This window comes from Sporomusa sp. GT1 (genome assembly GCF_014634905.1).
In the GTDB taxonomy this organism is placed as follows: Bacteria; Bacillota; Negativicutes; order Sporomusales; family Sporomusaceae; genus Sporomusa; species Sporomusa sphaeroides.
Genome location: NZ_BMBX01000002.1, coordinates 180375 through 195045, shown reverse-complemented (window position 1 = coordinate 195045; position 14671 = coordinate 180375). Strand labels below are relative to the sequence as shown.

12 protein-coding genes are annotated in these 14671 nt (G+C 47.8%); 5 read left to right on the top strand and 7 right to left on the bottom strand.

The features are described 5' to 3' along the window. Window positions 1–22: 22 nt before the first annotated feature. The 5 genes from GT1_RS04510 to nikB are packed head-to-tail and all read right to left on the bottom strand — an operon-like array spanning window position 23 to window position 5253. Window positions 23–1648 (bottom strand): nickel ABC transporter substrate-binding protein, encoded by a 1626-nt coding sequence (locus GT1_RS04510; protein ID WP_223226055.1) that lies wholly within the window; start codon window positions 1646–1648, stop codon window positions 23–25. 22 nt (window positions 1649–1670) lie between these two features. Continuing rightward, window positions 1671–2615, bottom strand: coding sequence for an ABC transporter ATP-binding protein (locus tag GT1_RS04505; protein WP_188397719.1), 945 nt, complete (start codon window positions 2613–2615; stop codon window positions 1671–1673). A gap of 20 nt (window positions 2616–2635) precedes the next feature. After that, window positions 2636–3421, bottom strand: coding sequence for an ABC transporter ATP-binding protein (locus tag GT1_RS04500; protein ID WP_188397718.1), 786 nt, complete (start codon window positions 3419–3421; stop codon window positions 2636–2638). Further along, entirely contained in the window at window positions 3414–4295 is an 882-nt protein-coding gene (locus GT1_RS04495) for an ABC transporter permease (protein ID WP_188397717.1), read from the bottom strand. The genes GT1_RS04500 and GT1_RS04495 overlap by 8 nt, the downstream gene beginning before the upstream one ends. Window positions 4296–4317: 22 nt before the next feature. Beyond that, on the bottom strand, window positions 4318–5253 hold the full coding sequence (nikB, locus tag GT1_RS04490) for a nickel ABC transporter permease (protein WP_188397716.1): 936 nt from the start codon (window positions 5251–5253) through the stop codon (window positions 4318–4320). 499 nt (window positions 5254–5752) lie between these two features. Between nikB and GT1_RS04485 the strand changes: the two genes are divergently transcribed. Genes GT1_RS04485 through GT1_RS04465 form a run of 5 tightly spaced genes read left to right on the top strand, consistent with a single transcriptional unit; the run spans window position 5753 to window position 11480 of the window. Further along, window positions 5753–6361, top strand: a complete 609-nt coding sequence (locus GT1_RS04485) for an FmdE family protein (RefSeq protein ID WP_188397715.1) — start codon at window positions 5753–5755, stop codon at window positions 6359–6361. Next, window positions 6361–7959 (top strand): ABC transporter substrate-binding protein, encoded by a 1599-nt coding sequence (locus GT1_RS04480; RefSeq protein WP_188397714.1) that lies wholly within the window; start codon window positions 6361–6363, stop codon window positions 7957–7959. Before GT1_RS04485 ends, GT1_RS04480 begins: the two co-directional genes overlap by 1 nt. A gap of 8 nt (window positions 7960–7967) precedes the next feature. Continuing rightward, window positions 7968–8975: an ABC transporter permease gene (locus GT1_RS04475; protein ID WP_188397713.1), complete on the top strand. Its 1008-nt coding sequence runs from the start codon at window positions 7968–7970 to the stop codon at window positions 8973–8975. Further along, entirely contained in the window at window positions 8959–9801 is an 843-nt protein-coding gene (locus tag GT1_RS04470) for an ABC transporter permease (RefSeq protein ID WP_188397712.1), read from the top strand. The genes GT1_RS04475 and GT1_RS04470 overlap by 17 nt, the downstream gene beginning before the upstream one ends. A gap of 2 nt (window positions 9802–9803) precedes the next feature. Next, complete coding sequence (locus GT1_RS04465; protein WP_223226054.1) at window positions 9804–11480, top strand: ABC transporter ATP-binding protein; 1677 nt, start codon at window positions 9804–9806, stop codon at window positions 11478–11480. Here GT1_RS04465 and GT1_RS04460 read toward each other — a convergent pair. Continuing rightward, the gene (locus GT1_RS04460; protein WP_188397711.1) at window positions 11467–12603 is read right to left on the bottom strand and encodes an FmdE family protein; all 1137 of its coding nucleotides are present in this window, start codon (window positions 12601–12603) and stop codon (window positions 11467–11469) included. The genes GT1_RS04465 and GT1_RS04460 overlap by 14 nt on opposite strands. Before the next feature lie 20 nt (window positions 12604–12623). Further along, a complete protein-coding gene (locus tag GT1_RS04455; protein WP_188397710.1) occupies window positions 12624–14486 on the bottom strand; it encodes a TonB-dependent siderophore receptor in 1863 nt (620 codons plus the stop codon). Window positions 14487–14671 lie beyond the last annotated feature (185 nt).

Below are 14671 nucleotides of genomic sequence, written 5' to 3'. Positions count from 1 at the left end.
TTTGTTTCACCTCTGCTATTGCTTATTTTACGTCAAGCTTTTGCCATTCGACCGGTGCATAGCTGTTAACGCCGATTTCAAATCCTTTTATTTTATCATTATTAACAGCGAAGGACGTGATTGGATAGTAGATAGGAATGGTGAGTGCTTCTTCACTGATAAAGCTGAATACTTTATCATAATTCTTCTGCCTTTCTGCTGCGTCAAGAGTATGTAAGGTTTGGATAATATTGTCATATAACTCTTTATCATACCATACCTTTGCCGCTTTGCTGCTGGAAAGAATGGAGAACATCTCCAGCAGTGAGCCGTGCGGCACCCAGGAATCGGAAGAAGTTCTCATCAGCGCTAAATCAAAGGCCTTGGTGTTCATCGTCGCATCTTCGTAGCCGTTTTTATCCAGAATCTTAAGGTTTACTCTTATGCCGACAGCGGAGAATTCAGACTGGACAAACTCCGCCATTTGCTTCCATTCCGGGAATTCTCCGGTTGATAATACAAAGGTAAACTCCAGTTTCTTGCCGTTCTTTTCACGAATGCCATCACCGTTGGTATCTTTGTAGCCGGCAGCTTCCAGCAATTGCCTGGCTTTTTCCTTATCATTGGAAAATCCGTAATTGTTTTTGTCGGTAATATACGGAACGCCCTTTTGATACAAACCATTTGCCCCGGAACCAATATTATCAAACAGGTTTGTTGCGATGCTCGGTTTATTAATGGCATAGTTCATGGCCAAACGGACATTCTTATCGTTGAAAGCTTCTACCGCTTGATTGAACGCAATAAAGTGGGAAGACATAGTTTCCTTGGTGTGTATGGCAAATTTACCCGCTTTTTTCAGCTCTAACAGCGTTTCCATCGGAATCTTGCCGATAAGGTCGCCGCCGAGAAGGTCAATTTCACCGCTTTGCAGGGCTAACGCTCTGGCCTGTCCATCGGTTATTACCTTAAATGTAATTTTATTGATCTTAGGCTTTTCACCCCAGTAATAGGGGTTGGGAACAAGGGTAAATTCCTGCTCTTTTGTATAGGAGGCCACCATCCACGGGCCGGTGCCGACAGGCTTGGTAAATTGGCCGCCATCCTTCCCCTCGCCGTTAGTAATGGAAGCAGGGCTCAAAAAGCGTACCGGACGCGGGTATGTCAGTTCTGTCAAAATAGGATACGAACCGTTTTTAAACACAATTTTTACGGTATAATCATCTACCGCTTCCATGCTTTCCACATTGACTGCTGTCAAAATGGCATGACGGTCGTTATTGACCCATCTTTTCAGGTTGAAGATGACTGCCGCCGCATTGAAATCAGTTCCATCAGAAAACTTTACCCCCTGACGCAGCTTAAAGGTATAGGTTTTCCCATCCGGCGAGATATCCCAGCCGGTGGCCAGCTGCGGCAGAATTTTTCCCTCGCCGCCGTCTTCCACCAGACCATCATACACCATTTTGTACAAAAAATGCGGGCCGTTATAACTGGCAGCATCCAGTTTATCAATAGCGCCGTCACGATAGATGGCAACAACAACTTCCTTGGCCTTCTCTTCTCCCGGCTTACTTGCAGTTGAATCGCTTTTGCCGCAGCCGGCAAAGAGTAAACCGGCACACAGCAGACAGGCAATCATGATTGTTACATATTTGTTCTTGTTCAAATTCTTCTCTCCTTGCAAAAAATTAATGAGGCTGATAAAGATGGCACGCAATATAATGTTTGCTATCCTTTGACACTAACGCTGGCTGCTCGGCTTTACAGACTGCCTGCGCCTCAAAACAACGATTCTGGAAAACACATCCTTTCTCCGGTATTTTTAATTCTTCCGCCTCTTTAAACAGCACTCTGTTTTTTTCCCGCTGCCTGGGATCGGGAATAAGAGTTGCGGCCAGCAGCGCTTTGGTGTATGGATGCCGTGCTTGCCCATTTATATTGGGGATAATTTCCACAATATTGCCCAGATACATGACAACAACCCTGTCACATATCCTATTGACTGCGGCTATATCATGGGAAATAAACAGATACGTAAGGCCCAGTTGCTGCTTCAGGCCGGTCAGCAGCATTAAGATTTGATTTTTCAGGGCATAGTCGATGCTGGAAACGGCTTCGTCGCATACGGCAAATTCCGGATTCAGAATTAAAGCCCTGGCAATACCCACCCTCTGCCTCTGTCCGCCGGACATTTCGTGGCCGTATCTGTTCAGATAGGTCTGGTTAAGCCCTACCTTCTCCAGCATGGCAACGATTTTTGCCCTTTTTGCCGCCGGTGTTTCGCAACTGTAATTATTAAGGGGTTCACTGATAATTTGCTCTACCGTAAAATACGGATTAAACGCATTGGCGTTACCTTGAAAAATCATCTGCATGCGGTTTCTGATTTTTCGCATTTGACTGAAGGAATAATCGGTTATATCCTGCTGATTAAATATAATTCTTCCCCTGGTCGGCTGCTCCAGCTTTAACAGCATTTTCCCCAGGGTGCTTTTACCGCAGCCTGATTCGCCGACAAGTCCCAGGATTTCACCTTTTCTAATGGTTAAATGGATATCATGCACCGCATATACCCTGGGCTTTGCTTTTGTGTTATAGCATTTATAAAGGCCTTTGATTTCAAATAAATTCATGCTTTCACCCATTTTCACAGTTAAAAAATTGCAGCAAGCAGCGATTTTGTGTACTCATGGGTTGGCGTTTCAAACACGTCGTACACTGTTCCACTGTCCACTACCTTGCCGTCTTTTACTACATACACATTATCTGCCATTTGCGCAACAACTCCCAAATCGTGTGTTATCAAAATAACAGCCATGCCTTCATTTCTTAAGTTCATCAATTCTTCCAGTATAGCGGCTTGGGTCGTCAGGTCCAGCGATGAAGTCGGCTCATCGGCTATCAGTACCTTGGACTGAGCCAGCAGCCCCATGGCTACCATCACCCTTTGGCACATGCCGCCACTTAACTCAAAAGGGTAGCTTTCCAGAATTTGCTCAGTATTTTTTAACCCGACGCGGGTAAGCACAGCTTTGCACATGCTTACAGCTTCTTGATTGCTTATTTTTTGTTTTTGGCTACGGATTACCTCAAAAAGATGACTTTTTACCTTTAGCACCGGATTCATGGAACTGGTCGGTTCCTGAAATATCATAGATATTTCCTTGCCTCTTATTTGCAAAAGCTGTTTTTCCCGCAAATCCCTGAGGTTAATCCCGTTAAGCCATATTTCCCCTTCAATAATTTTTCCCGGACTGTCAACCAGATTAAGGATAGACAACGACATAACCGATTTGCCGCTGCCGGAACCGCCGACAATAGCGGTTATCCGGCCTGAGTACACATCAAGGCTAACCCCGTCTACAGCTTTCACCACTTGTTCTTCCAAATAAAAGTAAGTTTTAAGGTTCTTTATCGACAGAACCGGCTGCTCAGTCATGTTGTTCTTCGACCTCCTTTGCTGCCGCTGTATAGCCCGAAGCCGGCATGAGAGCATCATTCAGGCCTTCGCCAAGTATATTGAAGGCAAACACCGCCAGCATAATAGCCAGCCCGGGCCACAGCAGCATTAATGGATATGAGATTAAGTACTGCCTACTGTCACTCAGCATAACACCCCAATCGGCAATGGGCGGCTGTGAGCCAAGCCCGATAAACGAAAAGGCGGCAATATGCATAATAACGGCAGCAATTCTGAGAGTGGCCAATACAATAATCGGGGAGATGGAATTTAAGGTAATATGCCTTAAAATGATGGAGGTCTGGCTGCTGCCGGCAGCAATGGCGGCCAGTACAAACTCTTTTTCTTTAAGCTTGATAACCATACTGCGCACAATTCTGGCAAAAGGCGCCCACCAGAGTACAACGAAAACCAGCATGATATTAACAGTGCTGGGTCCCAGCACGCCCACAACCGCCAGGGCAAGCAGGCTTGACGGAAAGGTTGACGCAATATCGACAAGCCGCATAATGGCGTTATCCAGCCATCCTCCCACATAACCGGCCATAATCCCCAGCGGGACGCCAATCAATAACATCAAAACCGTAGCCAAAATTGCCGTGGTGAGACTTGTCCTGATTCCATAGATTAAGCGTGACAGGATGCAGCGGCCAAGCTGGTCGGTACCCAGCGGGAATTCGGCACTGGGCTTGAGCAGCTTTTGGGTAAGATCTACGGCATAAGGATCATGCGGCGACAGGATGGGTGCAAAAATACCTGCCAGCGTGAAAACACTGATGATGAATAAGCCCAGTACTGCCAGCTTTTGTTTTTTCAGTTTGACAAATATGCTGTTGTGTAAAGTGATGATCATTCCCTCCAGACAAAAGGAGCATTTATTTGAGTTGTATTTTCGGATCGATATAAAGGTAGAGGATATCAAGCAAAAGGTTTATGGCAATATATGTTATGGCAACAATCATGATATAGCCCTGAATAACAGGCAAATCTTTGAGCGTAATGCTTTCGATGGCGAATTTTCCGATACCGTTCCAGGAAAAGATAGTTTCACACGCAAACTGACCTGCCAGCAGTTTGCCAAAATCCACGCCGATAAGGGTTATACAGGGAAGTACCGCATTTTTCAGGCCATGCTTCAGCAAGGCGGCATTTTTGCTAAGCCCTCTGGCCCGTGCCGCCCGCACATAATCGTAATTATTTATTTCGATGAGATTGTTGCGCAGCATTCTGGTATAGATCGCCGCATAGTGCACACTGAGCGTAAAGGCCGGCAGCAGGATATTTTCAAGCTTGCTGCCGGAAACAACCGGAACAATTTTCAACTGAACCGCAAAAATGTATAACAGCATCAATCCCAGCCAAAAATCCGGTATGGTGACACTGACCGTAGACCAAACCCGGAAAAAATGGTCAAGCAGCGAATCTTTATAACGGGCGGAAATAAGGGCTATCGGTATCGCCAGCAGTACGGAAATAAGCATGGCGGCAATGGCTAGCTTAAGAGTTGCAGGATATCTTGACAGTATCTCATCGGCAACCGGTTTTTGGGTTTGAAAAGATATGCCAAAATCAAAAACAGCAGCTTTCATCAGCCAGTTGCCATACTGGACCGGCAGCGGCGCGTTCAGCCCCAATTCTTCCCGCACGGCGGCAATATTTTTTTCCGTAACCTCCAAGCCCTGACTGCGCAAAGTTATCTCAGCCACATCACCGGACGACATATTGCTTAACGCAAAGGCTAAAACCGTTACGATAATAAGCATAGGGATAATCTGCAGCAGCCGTTTTACAATAAATTTGAATTTTTTCATACCTGTCACCTTCCTGAATGGCAGTCTGCCGCTTATGGATAATAAAAAAGAAGGCTCAAGAATAGAAGCACATAATGATGTGTATCTATAATCAACCTTCATGGTTCTTACTTAATTAATATAAAAAGCCACAAAGATACGCTTTGATACGCTCTGCGCGAAACCTTCATGGCTATGCTCCCTGTTTATATTAAGTTATTCCGGATTTTAAAGTAACCAGCCGTATTTCCTACGGTATTGGCAGCTTCAGCTGCTTATTGTCTTGATTGTAACAAAATTCACTTTTGTGTGTCAATAGATAGTATAAATTATCTTAAATTCGACTTTTTGCTCAGAAATCCTATTGACAAGCCTGTTTCCGGTACGGGATAATATATTTGTCAGAATTACTATATATTTTTGAAGTTTAAGGCATGAAGCCTTGATTGGGAAAATACTTCCCTCTCAATTCTTTATGCCTTTTTTTAATTTTTAAAATTAAAACATTGGAGGTATTACCATGAACAATCGCCCCGCAGACTATCAAAAGGCTATCGACTTTCACGGACACTGCTGCCCGGGACTAACGATCGGCTATCTGGCCGCTAAAGCTGCCCTGGCACATTTCACAGCAGAACGTGCTGCTGATGAAGAGCTTGTTGCCATTGTCGAATCAGACGGTTGCGGCATTGACGCCATCCAAGTGCTGCTAGGCTGCACTATCGGCAAAGGCAATCTGATTTACAAAGATCATGGCAAACAAGCCTATACTATCGGCAACCGCACGACAGGTCAGGCCGTACGCATCGTCATGACCGGTGAAATGGTACCGCTCGCACCGGAACAAGAGGCTATTAAGGCTGCCGTATTCAGCGGCGAGGCCACGCCTGAGCAGGAAGCCGCCTGGCAACAGCTTCAGTCTGAACGTACCAGCCGTCTGCTCAATACACCGTTTGAAGAGATCTTCAGAATTCAAGAGGTAGAGCTCAAGCTGCCGTCAGAGGCTCAAATTTTCAACTCAGTCAACTGTGAATACTGCGGCGAAAAAGTCATGGAAGCCCGCGCCCGCCTGAAGAACGGCAAAATTGCCTGCCTGGCCTGCACCGAAGAATACAACCGGGGGTGGTAATGTTGACCGGCTGTAAACGCCTGCTCTTAACACTGCTGGCTGCACTGCTTGTCCTGCCGGTGCTCGGTTGCGGCAAATCACCGGCAGGCACCGTCTCACAAGGCCACAATCAAATCTATACCATTGCTGATGATACCGGCGATTATGGCTTTCCCTCACCTTTTGCGCACTATTCCCGAGGTCCCGGCTATATCCGTATGAGTATGATTTTTGATACTTTACTATGGAAAGATGCCAACGGTTATGTGCCGGCATTGGCCGCGAAATGGTCCTATCTCGAAAATGAGAATGCTTACCTTTTTCAGTTAAACGACACAGCCACCTGGCATGATGGCAAAAAAGTCACAGCAGATGACGTCCTGTTTACCTTTGACTATCTGAAAAAATTCCCTTATCAAACAACTAACATTAGCATGATTAAAGCCGTTGAAGCAGCAGACAGCCACACGGTAAAGATTACCCTGTCGCGCCTGCATGCACCGTTTTTGGATCAAGTCGCCGGCACCATTCCCATCTTACCTAAGCATATCTGGCAAAGCATTACTGAGCCGGCTCAATTCCGGGAAAAGGAAGCGCTTATTGGCTCCGGTCCGTTTAAACTTGTTGATTACAACAAAGAACAAGGTTCATACTTATATGAAGCCTACGATGGCTACTATCAGGGTAAACCTAAGTTTAAGCAGCTAAAGTTCATAAAAATGAATGCTGAAATGGCGGCTGCTGCTTTAAAACAGCAGCAGATTGACATCGCCCAGATTCCGTCGGAATTGGTCAAGCCATTGGAACAGGCAGGTCTTAACATTTTGACCATGCCGCATGACTGGATGGCAAAGCTGGTCATTAATCATCAAAAGGAGCCCTTTAATCATATCGAATTTCGCCAGGCTCTGGCCTATGCCATTGACCGCAGGGCACTAATTGACACCACGCTGCGCGGACAGGCGCTGCCTGGCAACCCCGGCCTCATTCCGCCTGACAGCCAGTGGGCCAGTCCGGCGGCGGTTGAAGCTTACCGTTACAGCCCGGATGACGCGGCCAAGCTGCTTACCAAGCTTGGCTATCATAAAAGCGGCAGCTACTGGGAGCAAAACGGACAGCCGCTGGCGGTCGAACTGCTTATTGGCGCAACTGCCCGTGCCTCCGGCTTTCCGGGCGAACGCCAGGGAGAATTTATTAAAGCACAATTGGAGCAGTTTGGCATCAAGGTCAATCTCCGCGCTTTAGAAGGCAAGACACTGGACAGCCGGATTAATGAGGGCAAATTTGAGTTGGCCTTAAACGGTCACGGCGGCCTTGGTGCCGATCCGGACTATTTGTCCAATATAATTACCGGAAAAAGCTTTAACAGCGCCCGCTATCATAAAAACGAAACATTAAAAGCTTTACTGGAAAAGCAGGCTGCGCTGATGGACACCGCAGCCCGCAAACAGCTTTTTGCTGAAATACAAACCGCCTTTGCCGCCGATATACCGGCTCTGGCTCTGTACTACCCCACCTGGTACTACGCCTACAGCAATCGCGCCAAGCTGTATTTTACCAAACAGGGTATCGGCTCAGGCGCTCCCATCCCCCTTAACAAAATGTCATTTGTTCGCTAGAGGTTACTATGCCTACTATTAAAACAGCCGTTGACTACATTATTGCGTTAACGGCTCTTCTCATTCTTAACTTCATATTGCCCCGGCTGCTGCCTGGCGACCCATTGCAGGCCATCTATGGTGATGAAGCATTACTGGTTATGACGCCGGCAATGCAAGCTGAGCTCATTCAGCGTTTTGCCCTTGACCAGACCTGGTCAGAGCAATTTGCTGCCTACATAGCGGCGCTGCTGCGTGCTGATCTCGGGTATTCTTATTTCTACCACAGTCCTGTTATCAGTGTGCTTGCCGGAGTATTGCCCTGGACCTTGCTGCTGACCGGTTTAGCCTTTGTGCTTTCCACCCTGCTGGGCAGCTTCCTGGGGATTGAATCAGGCTACCGGCGGGGCAGTAAGCGCGACGGCTGTATACTGGGACTCATGATGTTTATCAGCGGCTTTCCCGACTTTTTTGCCGGAATATTGCTGCTGCTGATTTTTGGTGTCTGGCTGGCCTGGCTTCCCTTATCTGGTGCGCTTACTCCCTATAGCGGCTTCACCGGCTGGAGTCTGGCTGCCGATATTATGAGGCATCTGATACTGCCCTTGACTGCCCTGGTACTTGTCCGGCTGACAGGTGCCTACTTGTTTTCCCGGGGAGCGATGGTTAGCATCATGGGGGAACCCTATATCCGGACGGCACGGGCCAAGGGCTGTCCGGACAGCCGCATCCGCTATCGCCATGCAGCGCGGGCGGCGCTGCTGCCCATGCTTACCGCCGCCGGACTTAGCTTCACCCATGTAATCAGCGGCGTTTTATTTATTGAAACAGTCTTTTCCTACCCCGGGCTGGGCTCTTTACTGTATAAAGCGGTCCTTACCCGGGACTATCCGCTGTTGCAGGGGATCTTACTCTTAGCCGCCATCCTGGTGCTGCTGATTAACTTTGCCACCGACCGGCTCTGCGTCCGGTTTGATCCACGCATAGCCTCGGCACCGCCGAAGACAAGGAGGACCAAGCATGCATATCCGGTATGATATTGAGCTGGCAGACAGCAAATTTGGCCGCCTGGGGCTATCCCTGCTCTTTACAGCGTTCATTGCCGCCCTGCTGGCTCCGGTTCTTGCCAACTATATGCCTGCTGATTATACAGGCGATATTTTCCACCCGCCCTGCGCCAAATACTGGCTGGGAACCAATGAGGTAGGGCAGGATATCTGGTCACAGCTTATCTACGGCGCCCGCACCTCGCTTGCCATTGCCGGGGGTACGGCGCTGCTGGCGGTAGCCTTCAGCCTGCTTGCAGGGGTGCTGGCCGCTCTCTACGGCGGCCTTTGCGACCGGTCCATCCTGCGCCTTATCGACATTTGGCTGGTCATTCCGCCGGTTATTGTCATTATTCTGTTTGCTGCTTATCTGCGCCCCAGCGTATTGCTGTTAATGGCTTTACTGGCTGCTTTTCTGTGGCCTGGCGGCGCCCGCATTATACGAACGCAGACACTGTCCCTGAAAACCAAAGCCAGTTATGCTGCCGCCACTACCTTCGGCGCCAGTGAACAGTATCTGCTGCGAAAACATGTATTCCCTGAGCTTGGCCCTACACTAACTGCCCTCTTTATTCAATATGCCCGCCGGGCCATCTTCATGGAAACAGGCTTGTCTTTCCTGGGAATCAGCGATCCCAATCTTATCAGCTGGGGAAAAATGATGCAGCAGGCTCTGGCCTTCACCTACCTGGACGTATGGCAATGGTGGCTGCTGCCACCCGGGTTAGCCGTGTCACTCACTATTGCCGGGCTCGCTTTTACCGGCCTGGCGCTTGAAACAGCTCTTGACCCCCGCCTGCGTCCGGAAAAGAGGTAATTATGGAACATCCAAAAAATATTCTTGAAATTAAAAATCTCCATGTCAGTTATGACAAAAGAGACATATTAAAAGCTATTAACATCACCGTCACTGCCGGGCAAACGCTGGCGATCATTGGAGAATCCGGTGCCGGCAAAAGCTCGCTGGCCCTCACTGTCGCCGGACTTTGCGCCGGCAGCGCCACAGGCGCAGTCCTGTTTCGGGATCAGAACTTACTGGCAGTATCGGAAACTGAGCTATGCCGTATCAGAGGCAAAGACATCTCCCTGGTTTTTCAAAATACCGGCAATACCCTGCATCCGATGTACACAATAGCCGAACAAATAACCGAGACAGTTATGCTGCACAATGATATGGATAAATCCACCGCCTGTCAATCAGCCCTGCAGTCGCTCACAGCTGCCGGACTTAGCGGCAGACAGGCCGCCTCCTATCCGCATGAATTGAGCGGCGGCCAGCAACAGCGGGCACTCATTGCCATGGCGCTTGTCAATAATCCTGAAGTACTGCTGCTGGACGAGCCAACCGCCTCCCTTGACCCGCTTACCAAACAGGAAATTACCACCCTCTTAAAGCAATCCGCCGCCGGACGCGCTGTCATTCTTATCACCCATGATATTGCTACCGCCGCCGAACTGGCCGATACGGTCGCCGTGCTTTATGGCGGCCGGATTGTTGAGCTGGGGCCGGCTAAAACAGTGCTGGCAGACCCGCGCCACCCCTATACCCGCGGTCTGCTCCGCGCCTACCCCAACATGACGACAGTAAAAGACCTCCAAGGCATTCCCGGCACCATGCAGCACAATCTCCCCGGTTGTCCGTTTCAGCCGCGCTGCACGCAGCGGCTGGAAAGCTGCCAAACCAGCGTACCGGAGCTCACCCTCACCGGCGGGCGCAGCCTGGCCTGTCACCGCGGCGGTATTATGCCTGTATTGCAGATAACAAACCTTAGTAAAACCTGGGATGAACAGGAAGCCGTAAAAGAACTAAACCTCACCCTGTATGAAGGCGAAACATTGTCCATTGTTGGCGAAAGCGGCTCAGGAAAAACCACGCTGGCCAAAACGATTATGGGACTTACACCTGTCACCACAGGCGACATCCGCCTTAATGGCACAAGGATTACAGAACGCAGCCAGGACTTTTATAAACAAATTCAACTGGTATTTCAAAATCCTCAAGAGGCGCTCAGCCATCGCCTGACAGTCTGTCAGCTTATCAAGGAACCGCTTGATATCCAAAATATCGGGGCAGAAGCCGACAGACTGGAGGCTGTTAAAAAACTACTCACCGAGGTTGAACTGCCGGCAGATGCCGCCTTTCTCCATAAATACCCGCATCAGTTAAGCGGTGGTGAAGCGCAGCGGGTAGTCATTGCCCGCGCTTTAGCCTTACACCCGAAGATCCTGATTGCCGACGAACCTACCTCCGCCCTGGATGCCAGCATTCAGGCAAAAATAATTAAATTGCTGCTTAACCTGCAAGAAACCCGTGGCCTGGCCATGCTGTTTATTACCCACGATATTGCGCTGGCCAGAAAAATCAGTGACCGCCTGGCGGTTATGCAACATGGCAGAATCGTTGAAGAAGGACCGGCTCATCTGATTACTGCCGCCCCGGCTCATCAGTATACCCAAAAGCTGCTGGCAATGGCTGCCCGCATCAATTGGAGCTAACGAGCAAACCAAGTTTATTCAGCACATTGACGCCAGGTGAAGCGAGGGTATCCGGTTTATCGCCTGCCTTCAGGTCAAACTTTTTAATTGTACTGACAAACACCTCCGGCTTATCATAGTAGTCAAGCAGGAATAAATCCAACTTTACCTTACTTTCCCAAGGGAATCCCTGATTGTTGTCAATGTTGCCAATGCTGTTGGCCCGGGCAAAGTCAAATGCCAGGACAAGCCCGGCGCCGGTTTTGCTTTTATCATTCCACCGGATATAAATACCTGCCAGATTTTTGGCCTCAGGAATTAGCCGGGCTTTGAGCTGCTCATCCATTGGCAGTACAGCCATGCCGGATTTTCCCGGAGTGGTATTGAGCACCGTCTGCAAAGCATCTTCCTTGCACCAGACAGGCACTGAGATTATGTAATATTTTTCATCGGCCGACCGCAATGGCAGCTCTTTCTTCAAGTAATTGGCAATAAGATAGCCGCTATTGACGCCAGGGCAAAGATGGTCATGGTATAAAGCTGCTTTCACAAAGTCATATGGCGCGCCATGGGCAGCAACGTTTGCCAGGGTCACCAACGCAAACTCATTGCCGTTAAAAATCCTTGCTTGCACCTTGGCATTCCATTCTGCCGGATTAGCAAAAATTTGATTTGCACCAATATTCGCGGCTGCTATCCTGGCAAACAGCTTGGCCGACGGCACGGCTGCAACCTTTTTCCCCTGATTAAGATCAGCAGGGACAGCTTGCGGATTTACTTCACAATAGGCACTTTGTCCGGTATTTTTATCAAAAAATAAAAACCATAGTGCTTTATCCCGGGAACTATGCACCTCCAGCAAATTTGCCTTGCCGACAGTAGCGCCGCTGGCTTTGGTCAGTCCGTCCAGACAGCCCTCGGTAGTCGAACCATTCACAACAGCATAGCCGGCATTTGTCAGCACCACAACCTCCGCCGGTTTACCTCCCAGTAAACGCCAGGCTTCTTTGGCCGCCTGTTCGGCAGTACTATGCCAGAAAGTATAGTTTGTCGAAGCTTGGGCAGCGCAGACTATGCCTGCCTGCGAGATAAGGAACAGACAGGTAACCAGGCTAAGAACTCCGTACTGGATATTTTTCTTCACACTAGGCCACTCTCCTTTTTTTAAAACTTCCAGGTAACAGTCCCAGTATAATTCCGTTCCGGCATAGGATAACCACTGTATATTTCGTACTGTTTATCAAACAGGTTTTCTACCGCCAGTTCGACAGTACAGGACTTACCCGGAGAATATGTTGTTTTGAGATTGGTTACTGAATAACCATCTATAGGATTTTGGCTATAGTCCTTGCCATAACTTTTCCCCACAAACTGCTGGGCAAGACTGACTTTTAGTGCCTGGTTATAATAAGCTATGCCAAGATTGCCTTTATGCCGAGCTGCCAGATAAGTCATATCACCTACATCCAAATAGGTATAGTTGAAAAACCAATCAATATTGGCATTTTCTTTATGTTTGAACTCAAATTCAACGCCTTGAGGTTTTATATTACCAACATTTTTCTTTTGCCGCGTACCATCACTCTGGCGTTCATTAATAATCATATTTTTGGCATCACTTTTATAAAGAACGACTGATATGAATGATTCGGGATCAAGTTGTTTTTCAAAACCCAGTTCATAGCTCCACATTTCCGTAGGTTTGAGATCCCGGTTGCCTAGAGCACTGCTACTTGTACTATATAGGTCGGCAAGACTGGGAGCCTTGAAAGACTTGGCAACATTAATTTTCCATAAAACATCCTGACTGGGAGCGTAATTCAAACCAAGTTTAGGACTTGCCTGGCTGCCAAAAACAGAATGATGATCAAACCTTGCTCCTAAGGTCAAATTAACAGTATCAGACAATTTCTGATCATTCTGCACATAGATAGCTGCTACATCGGCACTATAGCTTTCTGCCTTTAATAATTCATCGGCAGTATGTCGTTGATAATCGGCACCCCAAGTTACAGTTTGCTTAGGATTTACTCTAAAATCTTGTTGTAGCATAACCCCCAGAAGGCTATCCTCCATTTTAGAGCTCAGAACACTGCTGGCTGTTTTGGTTGATTCTGTCTTCGAATCGCTCTGGTAAATTCGAATTGTATTATTCAAATTTTCTGATTGCTGTTTGTATTCTAAATCACCATATACATATTCACCCCGATCCCGATAATAATTACCCGGGCTGCTCTTGGAACCGGAGATGCCGCGATCTGTCTTCGTATAACCACTTCGTAAAGACCAGGTTGCGTCCTCGCCTATTTTTTGTGTCAACAACAATGTGTAGTTTTGGCCATCATAGTCACCGTTAGCGCGGTGACCATCAGTTTCTTCCTGCCCGGCAGTAACTCTAATACCAGTTTTGTCATTGCCATTTTCATAAATCATAGATTCAGCAGAAGTGTTGAAAGAACCAAACTTAGCCGAAGTAGTGAGCGAGGAGCCTTGCGGTTTCTTCATAATTACATTAATTACACCGCCAAGAGCGTTAGCACCATATAATGCCGAGCCTGGCCCGCGAATAACTTCTACTTTTTCCACGGCATCAAGCGGTATGGTATTCCAATTGATCGATCCGTCATAAGAAAAATTGGCCGGCCGCCCATCCATAAGCAGAAGAAGCTTTTGCGATCCCGGTCCACCGTTTAGACCTCTAAGTGAAATACCATTAATTCCTCCTAAACCGCCGCGGCTTTCGAGGGCTACCCCTGGAAGCATCGTAACTAATTCTGCCACATTTTTGGCTGTCGATTGCACAATCATCTCCCGGGTAATAACACTGACTGACGATGAAACATCGCGTAATGACTTTTGTGTTTTTGTCGCTGTAACAACAACATTATCCAACTCATACTCGGGAGTCTGTTCACTGGCTAAAACCGTACTAGCTATAAAAGGCGATGTCATCATAATTACACCGGCTACCAGCAAAGTTGCCGTCTTTGCAATATCCTTCCGCATCTTTGGTCTGTTTTTTACCAATCATTATTCCTCCCATTATCGATTTGTCAGCTGTTCATCAGCCACAGCAAGCCATAGCAGCAGTAAACTACCAGGATAAAAATTAAAAAGGTATGAGCAAACAAAGGATCTGTCCTTTATCGGCTTCATACCTCAAGTCTACATTAGGTTAATGCTTACATTTTCACTATGACTTTGTAATGAGT

What these genes read in the sequence shown, in the direction of transcription:
- nikB (WP_188397716.1), bottom strand. Translation starts at nt 5,253, where the DNA reads ATGAAAAAATTCAAATTTATTGTAAAACGGCTGCTGCAGATTATCCCT.
- GT1_RS04470 (WP_188397712.1), top strand. Translation starts at nt 8,959, where the DNA reads ATGCATATCCGGTATGATATTGAGCTGGCAGACAGCAAATTTGGCCGC.
- GT1_RS04465 (WP_223226054.1), top strand. Translation starts at nt 9,804, where the DNA reads ATGGAACATCCAAAAAATATTCTTGAAATTAAAAATCTCCATGTCAGT.
- GT1_RS04505 (WP_188397719.1), bottom strand. Translation starts at nt 2,615, where the DNA reads ATGAATTTATTTGAAATCAAAGGCCTTTATAAATGCTATAACACAAAA.
- GT1_RS04495 (WP_188397717.1), bottom strand. Translation starts at nt 4,295, where the DNA reads ATGATCATCACTTTACACAACAGCATATTTGTCAAACTGAAAAAACAA.
- GT1_RS04480 (WP_188397714.1), top strand. Translation starts at nt 6,361, where the DNA reads ATGTTGACCGGCTGTAAACGCCTGCTCTTAACACTGCTGGCTGCACTG.
- GT1_RS04485 (WP_188397715.1), top strand. Translation starts at nt 5,753, where the DNA reads ATGAACAATCGCCCCGCAGACTATCAAAAGGCTATCGACTTTCACGGA.
- GT1_RS04500 (WP_188397718.1), bottom strand. Translation starts at nt 3,421, where the DNA reads ATGACTGAGCAGCCGGTTCTGTCGATAAAGAACCTTAAAACTTACTTT.
- GT1_RS04475 (WP_188397713.1), top strand. Translation starts at nt 7,968, where the DNA reads ATGCCTACTATTAAAACAGCCGTTGACTACATTATTGCGTTAACGGCT.